At 64.8% G+C, this 14,287-nt stretch carries 15 protein-coding genes; 14 read left to right on the top strand and 1 reads right to left on the bottom strand.

What is annotated here, in order from left to right:
• Positions 1 to 138 precede the first annotated feature (138 nt).
• The 11 genes from B5F70_RS08265 (at position 139) to B5F70_RS08215 (ending at position 9,596) form a co-directional block, all read left to right on the top strand.
• Positions 139 to 441 (top strand): hypothetical protein, encoded by a 303-nt coding sequence (locus B5F70_RS08265; RefSeq protein WP_143753947.1) that lies wholly within the window; start codon positions 139 to 141, stop codon positions 439 to 441.
• A gap of 39 nt (positions 442 to 480) precedes the next feature.
• Positions 481 to 1,278, top strand: a complete 798-nt coding sequence (atpB, locus tag B5F70_RS08260) for a F0F1 ATP synthase subunit A (protein ID WP_087205102.1) — start codon at positions 481 to 483, stop codon at positions 1,276 to 1,278.
• 98 nt (positions 1,279 to 1,376) lie between these two features.
• Complete coding sequence (locus tag B5F70_RS08255; protein ID WP_087205101.1) at positions 1,377 to 1,568, top strand: ATPase; 192 nt, start codon at positions 1,377 to 1,379, stop codon at positions 1,566 to 1,568.
• 43 nt (positions 1,569 to 1,611) lie between these two features.
• A complete protein-coding gene (gene atpF / locus B5F70_RS08250) occupies positions 1,612 to 2,205 on the top strand; it encodes a F0F1 ATP synthase subunit B (protein ID WP_087205100.1) in 594 nt (197 codons plus the stop codon).
• The gene (locus tag B5F70_RS08245; protein ID WP_087205099.1) at positions 2,195 to 2,680 is read left to right on the top strand and encodes a F0F1 ATP synthase subunit delta; all 486 of its coding nucleotides are present in this window, start codon (positions 2,195 to 2,197) and stop codon (positions 2,678 to 2,680) included. The genes atpF and B5F70_RS08245 overlap by 11 nt, the downstream gene beginning before the upstream one ends.
• A complete protein-coding gene (atpA, locus tag B5F70_RS08240) occupies positions 2,673 to 4,280 on the top strand; it encodes a F0F1 ATP synthase subunit alpha (RefSeq protein WP_087205098.1) in 1,608 nt (535 codons plus the stop codon). The genes B5F70_RS08245 and atpA overlap by 8 nt, the downstream gene beginning before the upstream one ends.
• A gap of 6 nt (positions 4,281 to 4,286) precedes the next feature.
• A complete protein-coding gene (gene atpG, locus B5F70_RS08235) occupies positions 4,287 to 5,192 on the top strand; it encodes an ATP synthase F1 subunit gamma (protein WP_087205097.1) in 906 nt (301 codons plus the stop codon).
• 2 nt (positions 5,193 to 5,194) lie between these two features.
• Entirely contained in the window at positions 5,195 to 6,652 is a 1,458-nt protein-coding gene (gene atpD, locus B5F70_RS08230; RefSeq protein WP_087205096.1) for a F0F1 ATP synthase subunit beta, read from the top strand.
• Between the two features lie 4 nt (positions 6,653 to 6,656).
• Positions 6,657 to 7,049: an ATP synthase F1 subunit epsilon gene (gene atpC / locus B5F70_RS08225; protein WP_087205095.1), complete on the top strand. Its 393-nt coding sequence runs from the start codon at positions 6,657 to 6,659 to the stop codon at positions 7,047 to 7,049.
• Positions 7,050 to 7,103: 54 nt separating this feature from the next.
• Complete coding sequence (gene murA / locus B5F70_RS08220; protein ID WP_087205094.1) at positions 7,104 to 8,387, top strand: UDP-N-acetylglucosamine 1-carboxyvinyltransferase; 1,284 nt, start codon at positions 7,104 to 7,106, stop codon at positions 8,385 to 8,387.
• Positions 8,388 to 8,399: 12 nt separating this feature from the next.
• Positions 8,400 to 9,596, top strand: a complete 1,197-nt coding sequence (locus tag B5F70_RS08215) for an LCP family protein (protein ID WP_087205093.1) — start codon at positions 8,400 to 8,402, stop codon at positions 9,594 to 9,596.
• A gap of 105 nt (positions 9,597 to 9,701) precedes the next feature.
• Here B5F70_RS08215 and pepT read toward each other — a convergent pair whose 3' ends face one another.
• The gene (gene pepT / locus B5F70_RS08210) at positions 9,702 to 10,946 is read right to left on the bottom strand and encodes a peptidase T (RefSeq protein ID WP_087205092.1); all 1,245 of its coding nucleotides are present in this window, start codon (positions 10,944 to 10,946) and stop codon (positions 9,702 to 9,704) included.
• Positions 10,947 to 11,198: 252 nt separating this feature from the next.
• Between pepT and B5F70_RS08205 the strand changes: the two genes are divergently transcribed.
• From B5F70_RS08205 to B5F70_RS08195, 3 genes are all read left to right on the top strand, one after another.
• Complete coding sequence (locus tag B5F70_RS08205) at positions 11,199 to 11,624, top strand: metal-dependent transcriptional regulator (RefSeq protein ID WP_087205091.1); 426 nt, start codon at positions 11,199 to 11,201, stop codon at positions 11,622 to 11,624.
• 3 nt (positions 11,625 to 11,627) lie between these two features.
• Complete coding sequence (locus B5F70_RS08200) at positions 11,628 to 12,530, top strand: homocysteine S-methyltransferase family protein (RefSeq protein ID WP_241145951.1); 903 nt, start codon at positions 11,628 to 11,630, stop codon at positions 12,528 to 12,530.
• Positions 12,531 to 12,672: 142 nt separating this feature from the next.
• The gene (locus tag B5F70_RS08195) at positions 12,673 to 14,064 is read left to right on the top strand and encodes a phosphoglucomutase/phosphomannomutase family protein (protein ID WP_239463205.1); all 1,392 of its coding nucleotides are present in this window, start codon (positions 12,673 to 12,675) and stop codon (positions 14,062 to 14,064) included.
• Positions 14,065 to 14,287: the final 223 nt, after the last annotated feature.

Here is a 14,287-nt window from a genome sequence, read left to right as displayed (position 1 = left end):
CGCGCTGAGCTGGGCTTATCTGCGTGAGCTCAACGCGTGGGGTGCAACAGTTGACTTTTTGGGACGGCAGACTAGAGTATTCGGAACGAGATGCGAACCGCCGGTGCCATAGGCGGTTCGAGCGGGGAGGTGCCGATGTTGTCTGACGTCAGCTGGTCGGACAGCATTCCGCACATCGTCGTCGGAGTCCTTGTGGGCTTAGGCGCTTTCGTTCCCTCGGCGGCTGCTCTGTGGCCGGTACTCAAGGGGACGAACCGCGTGAGCATGGTGGCGGGGCTGCTGGCAATCGGCGCCTCGTTCGCGGTGCTGCTCGTGGGCGTCTTTGCCGTGCATCTTCTCGATGGAGATGGCCTGGTGCCATTTGCCGTCGGTGAGATGGGCGGATTCGTAGGGGCGCTGGTCGTCATCTCCACCGTTTTGATGGTGAAGCTCGGCCGATGACGGTCCGGCGAGAGCCGGTTGGAAGAAAAGGTGGAACGCATGGAAGCGTTTGCAAAGCTATCGGGTGAGATTCAAGAGCTCGTTGCCGAGTTTTCCTCGGCCCCGGTGGTGGGCGATCTTACGGTGGGCCTCACGCAGTATTCGTTCTGGCTGCTTGTTGCCGCCGCCGTGCTGTGCATCGCCATGGTGGTCTTTGTTAAGAAGCAATCCCTCGTGCCACACGGCTTCTTTGTCAACGGTGTCGAGTACCTCGTCGAATACGTCGAGAACGATGTGGCGAAGGGCGTGGTCGGCACCGAGTGGCGCCGTCACTTCCCCTTCCTCGCCACTATCTTCTTCTTCATCCTTATCAATAACTTCATCGGCCTCATTCCGGGCATGAAGCCGGGTACGGGCGCTATCGGCTGCACGGCCGCGCTCGCACTCGTGACGTTTGTCTACTTCATCTACTTCGGGTGCAAGAAGCACGGCTTCATCGGGTATTGGAAGAGCCTGGCGCCCGCGGGCGTGGCCTTCCCCATGAACGTGTTCGTCTGGGTCATCGAGGTTTTCTCTCTGCTGCTTCGCCCCATCACGCTGGCCATCCGTCTGTTCTGCAACATGTTCGCCGGCCATATCGTTATGGGTTCGTTCTCCATCATGGCAGCGCTTTTCGCCGAGCCTTTGCTCGAGCATTTCAGCGCCGTGAACGCGTTGGGTGCGCTGCCGAGCATCGCATGGCTCGCCATCCTCTTGGTCATCTACGCCGTCGAGCTTATCGTCGCGTTTGTGCAGGCGTACGTGTTCACGGTGCTCGCTGCCGTGTACATCCAGATTGCGGAAGCCGAGGGCCATTAGCCCCGTCCGCCTAAGGTAGGTCACCGCGGGCTTCATCCCAGGGCCCGGGCAGATAGTTTGGAACTCCGCGCCTGCGGGCGCACGTCAAAGGAGGAATCGTGGGAGTTATCGGTTACGGTCTCGGTGTTATCGGTGCAGGCCTCGCTATCGGCCTCGCGGCGTTTGGCGCTACGAGCGCTATGGCTCGCCAGCCCGAGATTCAGGGTCGCGCCTTTACCGTCTTCATTCTGGCGTCCGCCTTTACCGAGGCGCTGGGCCTTATCGGCTTCGTCGTGACGCTCATCGCCTAAGGGAAGCTCGCTGCGTCTCATCTGAGTAAGGGAGCTGACCTACATGAAGAACAGTTATCGCGCGCTGGCGGTTGCGGCGGCTGCCTCTTGTGCCGCCCTGCCCCAGATCGCCTTTGCCGAGGGGACGGGCGGGGCTGAGATCCTCATCCCCAAGATGGCCGAGTTCGTCCCGGCCCTCATCGCCTTCCTCATCATTCTCTTCGTGCTCGCCAAGATGGCGTGGCCGCAGATTCTCTCCACTATGGAGGAGCGCGAGCGCCGCATCGCCGACAGCTTGGACGAGGCGGAGAAGACCCGTCAGAAGGCGCTTGCCGACCGCAAGGCCTCGGACGACATCGTGACCGACGCGCGCCGTCAGGCCGCCGAGATCGTGCTCGCCGCCCGTCAGGATGCCGAGACGGAGCGCTCGCGCATCCTCGCAGCCGCCCATGCGGAGGCCGAGGATATCCTTGCAAAGGCGCACGCCTCCGCCGAGGAGGAGCGCCGCTCCATCTACGCTGACGCCGCGGCATCCATCGCGGACCTCTCCGTCTCGGTGGCGTCTAAGATTGTCGCCAAGACGCTGGATGAGGACGGCGAGCAGCGTCGTTTGATCGAGCGCTATATCGAGGAAGCGGGTAGCCTCAATGCCGACTAGCCGTAAGCAGGAGCGCGTTCTCGAGACGTACGCCCGTACGCTCCTCGAGGCGGGGAAGGTTCCGGGTCGCGTGTTTAAGAACCGCGCCGACCTGGAGATGCTCGCCGGCGCCTCGCCCGAGCTTCTGGGCGTGCTCACCACCATGGTCGAGCGCGGCCAGCTGGACCTCCTGCCCCAGGTCGCGGCAACGTATCACGCCCTCACCGAAGAGGATGAGGACGTGGTGGGCGTACGCGTCACCACGGCGGTGCCGCTCGATGACGACCTGCGCGCGAAGATCTCGGCGCGCATCGCCGGCGAGCTCGGCCGCGAGGTGTTCCTCATCGAGAACGTCGATCCGTCCATCATCGGAGGGCTGGTGATCGAGGCTCGCGGCCAGCGTCGCGACATCTCGGTCAAGACGCAGCTGCGCGCCGCGCGCGAGGCCCTTGATTCCACCACTGCAACTATCGGAGGGGAGGCAGCCCATGTCTGAGACGATTGACGCTGCAAGCATCACGCGTCTTCTGGCGGAGCGCCTGAGCACGCTTGACGCGACCGTCGATACGCAGGAGGTCTCGACCGTTGACGAGGTCGGCGACGGTATCGCCCGCGTGTCGGGCCTCATGAGCGCTATGGCCGGCGAGCTTCTCGAGTTCAAGAGCGAGGAGACCGGCGAGCGCGTGTACGGTCTGGCGCAGAACCTCGAGCGCGATGAGGTCGGCGCCGTGCTCTTTGGTAACGTCACTGCCATCAAAGAGGGCGACGAGTGCCGCACGACCGGGCGCATCATGGACATCCCCGTGGGACGCGCCATGCTCGGCCGCGTGGTGAACCCGCTGGGCCAGCCCATCGACGGACTGGGAGAGATTCGCACGACGCACCGTCGGCCCATCGAGTTCAAGGCGCCGGGCGTTATCGACCGTACACCGGTGTGCGAGCCGGTCCAGACAGGCATTCTCGCCATCGACTCCATGATTCCCATCGGCCGCGGTCAGCGCGAGCTCATCATCGGTGACCGCAAGGCGGGCAAGACCGCCATCGCCATCGACACGATCATCAACCAGCGCGGTAAGGGCATGGTCTGCATCTACGTCGCCATCGGCCAGAAGGCGTCGACGGTGGCGGGCATCCGCGCCGCGCTCGAGGCACACCACGCGCTCGACTACACCGTGATCGTCTCGGCGACGGCGGCCGAATCGGCGCCGATGCAGTACATCGCCCCTATGGCGGGCGCCGCCATCGGCGAGTTCTTTATGTACAACGGTGCCGACGGTAAGCCGGCGTCCGCGGAGAACCCCGGCGGGCACGTGCTCGTCATCTACGACGACCTTTCCAAGCAGGCCGTAGCATATCGCCAGATGTCCCTGACGCTTCGTCGTCCGCCGGGACGCGAGGCGTATCCGGGTGACATCTTCTATCTGCACAGCCGCTTGCTGGAGCGCGCGTGCAAGCTCTCCCAGGAGCTTGGCTCGGGCTCGATGACGGCCCTGCCGCTTATCGAGACGCAGGACGGCGACGTGTCGGCGTACATCCCCACCAACGTCATTTCCATCACCGATGGCCAGATTTACCTGCAGAGCGACCTCTTCCTGCAGGGCCAGCGCCCGGCGGTCGACGTCGGCATCTCGGTGTCGCGCGTGGGCGGTGCCGCGCAGGTGAAGTCCATGAAGCAGGTTGCGGGCAACCTGCGCCTCGACCTCGCCTCCTATCAGGAGCTCGCGGGCTTTGCGCAGTTTGGCTCCGACCTCGATGCGACGACGCAGAAGCAGCTCACGCACGGTTCGCGTATGATGGAGCTGCTCAAGCAGGCGCGCTACTATCATCTCGACGTGACCGAGCAGGTCGCCGTGCTGTTTGCGGGCAACCAGGGCTACTTCGACGACTTGCCGCTCTCGCAGGTCATCGAGTTCCGCGATGGGCTCGTGACCTACCTTGCGAGCAGCTTCGGCAAGCTTCTCGAGCGCCTGCGTGTCGAGAAGGTCGCAGGCGAGCTGGAGCGTGAGCTCGATCACGCCGTCGCCGACTATAAGCGTGAGTTTGTGGCCAGGCACGCCGTGGCGCCGGTGGACGGCGCGGCGGGCGAGGAGGCATAAGTCCCCATGGCGAACCTTCGCGAGATCAAGAAGCGCATTACCTCCACCACGAGCATGAAGCAGATCACGCGCACGATGGAGATGGTTTCCACGGCCAAGATCCGTCGTGCGCTCGAGCGCGCCTACGCGGCTGAGCCCTATAAGGACGCGCTGACCGACGTCATGCTCACGGTGGCGCAGGATGCCGAGGCGGCGGGCGACGCTCCGCTGCTGGCACGGCATGACGCGGAGAAGCGCGTGCTGGTGGTCGCCATCGCGAGCGACCGCGGTCTTGCGGGCGGTTTCAACGTGAGCGTGGCGCGTGAGGCCGAGAAGATCATGCACGAGTGCGCACTCAAGGATGAAGAGGTCGAACTCATCACCTGCGGGCGCAAGCCTACCGAGTATTTCAGCCATCGCGCCAACGTCGTCATGCATTTTGAGGGCATCTCCGCCGAGCCCACGCTCGAGCAGGCCCGCATGATTGCGAGCTACATCACGCACGGGTACACGGCAGGCGACTTCGACCGCGTCGAGGTCATCTACCATCACGCCAAGAATCGCGTGGACCAGGTGCTGCGTGTCGAGCATCTCCTGCCGCTCGATCCCGAGATGGTGGCGCTTGCCCGTGGCCCGCGCAAGAACGAAGGCGAGGCGCCGCAGCGCATCTCGTCGAGCTTCCGCTTCGTGCCCTCGGCGCGCGCGGTGCTCGGCAACCTCGTGTCCTCCTACGTTCTGACCGTCATTCATCAGGCGCTGATCGACTCGGCGGCCTCCGAGCAGGGTGCGCGCCGCAAGGCCATGCATTCGGCAACGGACAACGCGACCGCGATCATCGCAACCCTCACCCGCACCTACAACCGCGTGCGCCAGGCATCCATCACGACCGAGATCAACGAGATCGTGGGCGGCGCCAACGCATTGGAGGAATAGCTATGGCTCAGAGCTATGATTTGAACGACATCAAGGACGCCGTCACGCGCCATACGGCGGGCGAGGGGCATATCGTCCGTATCGTGGGCCCCGTGGTGGACGTCAAGTTCGAGGGGCAGGTCCCCGCGATCTACAACGCCCTTACCGTCGAGGCCGACACGCCCATGGGCCATGTGTCCACGATCCTCGAGGTCGAGAGCCAGCTGCCCGGCGGCGTGGTGCGCACCGTGGCCATGAGCTCCACCGACGGCCTTATCCGCGGCATTGCGGTAACGGATACGGGCGGCCCCATGACCATGCCCGTCGGCCCCGGAACCCTGGGCCGCATCTGGAACGTGCTCGGTAAGCCGGTCGACGGCAAGGAGATGCCCGAGGTGGAGGATTATTATCCGATCCATCACCCGGCACCCCACTTTGACGAGCTCACCACCAAAACTGAGATCTTCGAGACGGGCATCAAGGCCATCGACCTGCTCGAGCCCTATATCCGCGGCGGTAAGACCGGTCTTTTCGGCGGTGCCGGCGTGGGCAAGACCGTGCTGATCCAGGAGCTCATCAACAACTTGGCGCTCGAGCACAACGGCACGTCGGTCTTTACCGGCGTGGGCGAGCGCACCCGCGAGGGCACCGACCTCTACCTCGAGATGAAGGAATCGGGCGTTATCGATAAGACGTGCCTTGTCTACGGTCAGATGAACGAGCCTCCCGGAGCGCGCCTCCGCGTGGGCCTCGCCGGTCTGACCGCGGCGGAGTATTTCCGCGATCGCGGCCAGGACGTGCTTCTGTTTATCGATAACATCTTCCGCTTCTCGCAGGCGGGCTCCGAGGTTTCGGCGCTGCTCGGCCGTATGCCGTCCGCCGTTGGCTACCAGCCCACGCTTGCGACCGAGATGGGCGACCTGCAGGAGCGCATCACCTCGACCAAGACCGGCTCGATCACCTCGGTGCAGGCTGTCTACGTGCCGGCCGACGACTTGACCGACCCCGCGCCGGCCACGACGTTCACCCACCTCGATGCCCAGACGGTGCTTTCGCGCAACATCGCGTCGCTCGGCCTCTATCCGGCCATCGACCCTCTGGCCTCGTCTTCGGACGCTCTCGACCCCGCCATCGTGGGCGAGGAGCACTACCGCGTCGCCGTCAAGGTGCAGGAGATCCTTCAGGAATACTCCGACCTTCAGGACATCATCGCGATTCTCGGTATGGACGAGCTTTCCGAGGAGCAGCGCCTTACCGTGAACCGCGCGCGCAAGCTGCAGCAGTTCCTGTCGCAGTCGTTCCACGTGGCAGAGAAGTTCACGGGCAACAAGGGCGTGTACCTGCACATCGAGGATACGGTCCGCAGCTTTGCCGCCATCGTGGACGGCGAGTGCGACGACCTGCCCGAGCAGGCGTTCCGCTATGCGGGCACCATCGATGACGTGCGCGAGCGCGCCGCCAAGATGGAAGCGGAGGCGTAAGGACATGCGCATCCGTATCGCCTGCCCGGAGTCGAATGCCTATGAGGGGGAGGCGGCGTTTGTCGCGCTGCCTTCCTCCGATGGGGAGTGCGGTGTGCTGCCGGGCCACGCGAGCGAGATCTGCACGGTCGAAGCCGGTGTGGTGCGCGTCTGCGATGCTGCGATGGGCACGGTGGACCATCGGTTCGCCGTTGCCGGCGGCTACGCCGAGATCACCGCAGACGAGGTCGTCATTCTCGCGCAGCGGGCGTGCGACCTGGCTGAGGTGGACGCCGATGACACCCGGGCACGGTTACAAGAATTTGAAGAGCAGCTGAGTAATTTGTCTGCAAATGATGCACGACGCGCCTATCTCTATAATGAGATGGCGTGGCTGAAGCTCCTGCTTGCCGCGTAAGTGCCCCGGCTCCGGCTGGGCAACGGTCGGAAATGCATGAGGTGAGGTAGGGACTTGGATATCATTCGTGTTCAGGGCGGGCATGACCTGTCCGGTTCGGTGCGCGTCTCAGGCGCAAAGAACTCTGCGCTCAAGCTGATGGCCGCCACCCTGCTCGCTCCGGGCACGACGACGTTATCCAACGTCCCCAACATCTCAGATGTGCACGTTATGGGCAAAGTGCTCAAGGGTCTCGGTGCCTCTATCGAGGTGCTGGACGAGCACACGCTCGCTATCGACACCTCCGGTGCGAATTCATGGGAGGCCCCCTACGAGCTCGTCGCCAAGATGCGCGCCTCGACGGCGGTCATGGGACCGTTGCTCGGCCGCTTCGGAAGGGCGAAGATCGCCATGCCCGGCGGTTGCAACCTTGGCGCGCGTAAGATCGATATGCATATCCTGGGCCTCGAGGCGCTCGGCGTGTCGTTTGACACGAGCCACGGTTATATCTTCGCCGACGCCGAAAACGGCCTTACCGGCACCACGGTTACCCTCGAGTTCGCAAGCGTCGGCGCCACGGAGAACCTTATTATGGCGGCGGTGCGTGCCCGCGGCACCACGGTGATCGATAACGCGGCACGCGAGCCCGAGATCGTCGACCTTGCCAACATGCTGAATGAGATGGGTGCCCGCATCGAGGGCGCCGGCACGCCCGTCGTTACCATCGAGGGCGTCGACGAGCTGCGTCCCGTGGCGCACCGCGTTATCGGGGACCGCATTGAGGCCGGTACGTTCCTCGTGGCAGGAGCGCTCGCCGCCGACCCCGAGGGTATCGAGGTCACGGGCTTCAACCCGCATCACCTCGGCATGGTGCTCAAGAAGATGGAGCTCATGGGTATCCGCTTGGAGCGCGGGGCCGAGGGCGTGCGCGTATGGCGCGCCGGTCATCTCACTCCCGTCGATATCCAGACGCTTCCCTTCCCGGGCTTCCCGACCGACATGCAGGCGCAGGTCATGGTGCTCTCTGCCCTTGCCGACGGCAGCTCGGTCATTACCGAGAACATTTTTGAGAACCGGTTTATGTTTGCCTCCGAGCTCGTGCGCATGGGGGCGGAAATACGCATCGAGAGCCACCATGCCATCGTGCACGGTGTCTCCTCGCTATCGGGCGCCCAGGTGGTTTCGCCCGATCTGCGGGGCGGTGCGGCGCTGGTTCTTGCGGGTCTGGTGGCCGAGGGTGAGACCGATGTCTCCGCCATCCACCACATTGACCGCGGGTATGAGCGCTTCTGCGACAAGCTGGTCGGGCTGGGCGCGGCGGTTTCGCGCGTACGCGTGCCCGATCTTGCCGAAGACTAGGTTAGGTTCCCCATGAGCATGCGTAAAAAACCCGTCCAGCACACCCATCGTCCCACCACGGGCGCAGCAAGCCGTATCTACAGCCGCGAGAACGTGGGGCGTTACGCGGAGCGCGCGCGCCAGCGTCGTCGCGGCCGCGTTATTCGCCGCGGGCTCCTCATCGGCGTGCTCGGCGTACTCCTCGTAGGCGTGGTGACCGCCGGCGCATGGGTGACGAGCCTTATGTCGCGCCTTAATGACGGCGAGGTCATCACGAGCGATCTTTTGGCGACGCTTACCGACTCCGATGTGACGCGCGAGCCGTTCTACATGCTGCTCTTGGGTACAGACGGCCGTCCCGGCGAGGAAACCTACCGCACCGACTCCATCATTCTGGCCCGCGTCGACCCGACGGACAAAGAGGTCACCCTGATTTCGATCCCGCGTGACACGGCCTATGTGTATCAGGGGTCGACGGTGAAGATCAACGCCGTCTTTAGCTATGGCGGTTCCGACGACATGGTCCAGGCGGTCAACGACCTTTGCGGCGTTCAGATTTCGGAATATGCCGAGATTAACTTCGATGGCCTGAAGGCGCTCGTCGACGCGGTCGGCGGCATCGACATCTACGTGCCCGAGGGCGACGGCGTCGACGATCCCGAGGCCGGTCCGGTGGTTATCGAGCCCGGGCAGCAGCACATGGATGGCGAGGCGGCCCTCACGTTCTGCCGCGCGCGCCATCAGTTTGCCGACGGCGACTACACCCGCATGCGCCATCAGCGCATGGTCTTGGGCGCGCTCGCCGAGAAGATCCTCAACAACCTCGACGTCACCACCGTGCCCGCGCTCATGAACCAGCTGGCCGATATGGTGAAGACATCGCTTAACGTGACTGACATCGTCTCGCTCATCAACGCCATGCACGGCATGGATGTTGACAACATGTACTCGGCCAACCTGCCCTCATGGGCCGGTGAGGATACCTACATCAATGGCCAGAGCTTCGTATTTGTGGATGAGACCGCGCTCGCGGAGATGATGGCGCGCGTGGACGCGGGCGAGGATCCGCAGGGCCCGCAGACCATGGGCACAACCGGAGAAGGCGGCGGCACCGTGGGCGATCTGTACGAGAACAGCAACGAGGACTGGATTTACGGAACGGCTACCACGGGATCCTCGGACGAATCCTCGACAGAGGGATCCGAGGGCGATACCTCGACGGTGCAGTAACTCGCGGGGAGCTGACAAGGAGCGGGGCGCAGGCGTGGATGCACGTCTGCGCCCCGTTTTTGCAGCCTGCGTTGCCCGCTCGCCCCGAGGCGGCGCGGCGGCACCTTACGCGAAGAGCGCCACCAGCTCCTGCAGCACGTCCACCATGCGTTCGAGTGAGCTCACGGGGATGAACTCGTTGACGCCGTGGCAGCAATACCCGCCGGTCGAGAGGTTGGGGCAGGGGAGCCCGCGGAACGAGAGCTGGGCGCCGTCGGTGCCGCCTCGAATGGGCAGCACGCGCGGCTCGATGCCTGCTGCCGTGAACGCCTCCTGCGCTCGGTCGATGAGCTCGAGGTGATCGCGCACGATCTCGGCCATGTTGCGATACTGCTGCACAATCTCAACCGTCACGCGCTCGGCGTCGAGCTCGGCGTTTACAAACGCTGCAGCGCGCTCGATGAGCGCGATCTTCTCGTCAAACCGGGCGGCGTCGTGGTCGCGCACGATGTAGCGGGCAGTGGCGTGCTCGCAAGTTGCGGAGACGCCCTCTAAATGGATAAAGCCCTCGTAGCCCTCGGTGTGCTCGGGGCGCATGTGCGCCGGCAGCAGCGCATGGAACGCAGCAAACAGGTTGCCGGCGTTGACCATCTTGTCCTTGGCGTCACCCGGATGGATGGAATAGCCGCGGAAGCGCACGGTGGCCTCTGCCGCATTGAAGCATTCCCATTCGAGTTCGCCGATCGGTCCGCCGTCGACGGTGTAGGCGTAAGCGCACCCAAAGGTGTCGATGTCGAGCAGCTCGGCACCGTGCCCGATTTCCTCGTCCGGGCAAAAGCAGATACCGAGACGCGGATGGGGGAGGGCGGGGTTCTCCGCAAGGCGCGCGACGAGGGCCATGATCTCGGCGATGCCCGCCTTGTCATCGGCTCCCAGAAGCGTGGTGCCGTCGGTGACCACCAGGTCCTCGCCCACCAGATCGTGCAGGGCGGGCAGGGTCTCGGGGGCGATGGCGACCGGCCCCTCTGCCGTCTCTCCCGCGACAAGGTCGCCGCCGGTGTAGGTAACCACGTGCGGATGCACCCCGGTGCCGCTGACGACCTCTGTTGTGTCGAGATGGGCGATCAGGCCCAAGGCGGGCGCCCCCTCTGCGCCGGGGCTGGCGGGAAGCGAGGCGAGCACGTACGCGTTCTCGGTCACTTGCACGCCTTCGGCACCGAGCTCCTCGAGTTCGGCAGCCAGAAGGCGCGCGAGGTCAAACTGGCAGGTGCTCGAAGGGACTTGGTCGGAGTGCTCGTCGGACGAGGTGGTATCGATGCGGACGTAGCGGCAGAAGCGCTCGAGCACATCGGAGCTGGAGGAGGTTGCCATGGACTGCCTTTCTCGTAGGAGGGGTCGGACCCTCCCACTCTACCACGCCCAACGTGTCGCACGGCAACCGCACAGCGCCCGTGGAGCCGGGCTGTGGTCCACGGATGCGAAGGGTGGGTGCGAAGCGCGGTATGGCGGATGGTGCTTGGGTGCAGGCGGTGTACGATGGGGTAGAATCAGCACCAATGTGCGACCCGCGCGGGCGGGCGCGATGTTTTGGGCGAGAGCGCGATTGCAGGGGAGGCAGCGCCGATGGAGACGACGGAGAGCTCGCACGATTTGCATCTCACCATGGCCAACGAGGACTACCTCGAGAGCATGGTGCGCATCGAGCACGAGGAGGGCGGCGAGGCGGGCGTCCGCTCCGTAGACATCGCCAACCGCCTCGGCGTATCCAAGGCGTCGGTCAACAAGGCGGTGTCGGCGCTCAAGGGGCAGGGGCTTGTCGAGCAGGCGCACTACGGCAAGGTCATGCTCACACCGCAGGGGCGCGAGATCGGTGAGGCGGTCTGGTACCGCCATCGCCTGCTGCGCACGTTTTTGGCGCGAGAGCTCGGTGTGCCGTACGAGCGTGCCGATGTCGAGGCCTGCCAGATGGAGCACGCGGTGTCTGAGGACACCCTGGAGCGCTGGCTTTCGTACCTGGAGCGTCAGGGCATCCAGGTGGTAGAGGAGTAGGCGTTGCTTGCCGAGGCGGCATATTACAACCGTGCCGGGGCCGAGGCGCTGAGGCGGCGTCTGGCCGACGAGGTGCTGCTCGCCCAAGGCCCCATGGGAACGGTGCTCATGGGTGAGCTGGACGCCGAGACGGTGCCCCCGGCGTTTTGGAACCTGGCCGAGCCGTCGACGGTGCAGGCGATCCATCGTCTGTACGAGGCGGCAGGTGCCCAGGTGCTCATCACCAACACGTTTCAGGCGAGCGGCCCCGCCCTCGCGCGCGACAGGATTGTCCCCGCCATGTCGGAGGTCAATCGCGCCGGCGTCGATAACGCACGTGCCGCGGCGCCCCAGCTCGTGGTGGGCTCGATGGGGCCGTGCGGCCTCGATTGGACGCGGCGGGACACCCCTGCCTTCCGCGCGTGCCGGACGGCGTATCGCGAGCAGGCGCTGGCGCTTCTTGCGTCGGGCGCAGACGGCATTCTGCTCGAGACCTTCACCTCTATACGCGATTGCGAGCCCGCTCTCGCCGGCGTGGGCGATGTGGCGGACGGCATGCCCGTGCTCGTGAGCTTCGCGATCGGCGAGGAGGGCGAGCTTCTGGGCGATGGCCTTACGATCGAGGGGGCCGTCGTGTACGCTGAGAAACACGGTGCGGCGGCGGTGGGCATCAACTGCTGCTCGCTTGCGGCCGCCACGGCCGCCGTCCCGCGCTTGGTGGCGGCGGCGCGGACGCCGGTGATGGTGCGTCCCCACGCGGGGGTGCCCGAGCGCGATCGAGACGGGCGTCTGGTGTGGCCCGACGGCCCTGAAGTCTTTGCGGAGGCAGCGCTTGTGTGGCGAGCCGCCGGGGCGCACCTGGTGGGCGCCTGCTGTGGCGCAACGCCGGCGACCACGGCTGCGATGGCGGATGCCCTGACGGGATAGGTGCCGGGCGCAACCGTTTTGCGCACGGTCGACGCCGCGCCTGTGGAGCTGTTGCGGCTCCCGTTGCCAAGGCGCGGCACGGGGTATACCTCTCACGTACGTTTGTAGCGGCCTGTGCAAGAGGTGTGAACCCTTGGCGACGATGATTACCTTTGGAACCGACGGATGGCGTGCGCGCCTCGACGGTGATTTTACCGATGAGAACCTGATTCGCCTCGCGGATGCCGCGGGTGCCTGGTGGGCGCGGCAGGCGCCGGGTGCACTTATATATGTGGGATACGACACGCGTCCCGGAGCGGAGTGCTTTGCCGTGCTTGCCGGCGAGGTGCTTGCCGGACACGGCCTTGTTGCCAAGGTGTCCGACCGTCCGGCGCCCATGCCCGCCGTGTCTTGGGCCGTCGCCCGTGACGTGCGCGCCATCGGCGGCTTTGAGGTGACGGGCTCCCATAATCCGCCCGACTACCTAGGGGTAAAGCTATGTCTTGCGGGCGGGGCCACACTCACCCAAGATGCCGCCGACGCCATCGAGGCGGGTATCGACGCCGATCCCACTGAGACACGGGGCCCCATAGAGCGCAAGAACTTCGTCATTCCCTATATGGATCACCTCTGCGAGATCGTAGACGGTGATGCCATTGCGCGCGCGCGACTGCGGGTGGTATGCGACCCGTTGTACGGAGCGGCGCGCGGCCTTGTCGCCGACGCCCTCGGCGCGCTCGGTGTCGAGGTGGTCGAGATCCACGGCCACGATGATGCCGATACGCCCGACATCCACCCCGATCCCATCGAGCCCTGGATCGATGACTGCGAACAGGCGGTTGTCGCCCACGGCGCATGCGCCGGCCTCATCACCGACGGCGATGCGGATCGCGCCGGTGCGGTTGACGAGCGGGGACGTTGCGTATCGCCGGCGCACCTCATCGCGCTTCTGACAGAGCACCTAGTTCAGCACCACGGCCTTTCCGGCCGCGTCGTGGTCAACCAGTCAACGCCGGTTATCGCACGTCGCGTCGCCCAGGACCTCGGCTGCAGGGTGAATGTCAAGCCCGTCGGTTTCAAACATATATATGAAGAGATGCGCAAAGGCGATGTCCTCATCGGGGGCGAAGAGGCGGGCGGCATAGGTATTCCGGCGTATAGCCCTGAGCGCGACGGGATCCTCACCCTCATCTTGATCTGCGAGCTCATGGCCAAGACGGGAAAGACACTCGGCACATTGGTGGACGAGCTGACGGAGCGCTTCGGCGCAACAAGCTACGCCCGCCGCGACCTGAGGCTGGAAAACGAGGTGATCGAGGCCTTCCGGACGATGCTTCCCGGGGTGAATCCGCATGAGGTCGCAGGGCGGGAGCCGGTTCGCGTAAGCCATATGGATGGTTTGCGCCTTGAGTTTGCAGATGAAAGCTGGCTGCTTCTGCGCCCCTCGGGCACGGAGCCGGTGGTGCGCGTCTGCGCCGAGGCGCCGACCGTGGAAATGCGCGACGCCCTGTTGGACGCCGGCTGCGAGCTTGCGCGGGGCGACTTCGCGCTCTGAAAGTGCGACTGCATATAGTCCAATGAGGCGTTACGAAGCATTTTGCATCGGCGAGCGGTAGCAATTTGTAGACGAGCGTTACAACAACACAACATGTTGTGGTAAGAACGATCAAGTTGTGTAGGAACCGTGGACGCCGGATTCCCCCTTGCGCCCGGCCCCTCGGGGTGGCAATATATCTCCTTGCCGCGCGGGCCGAACCCCACGGGGGAGGCCGCGGCGG

Source organism: Collinsella sp. An268 (assembly GCF_002159765.1).
GTDB lineage: Bacteria > Actinomycetota > Coriobacteriia > Coriobacteriales > Coriobacteriaceae > Coprousia.
Note: the sequence above shows the minus strand (reverse complement) of the source record. Positions and strands in the feature narration are given on the sequence as shown.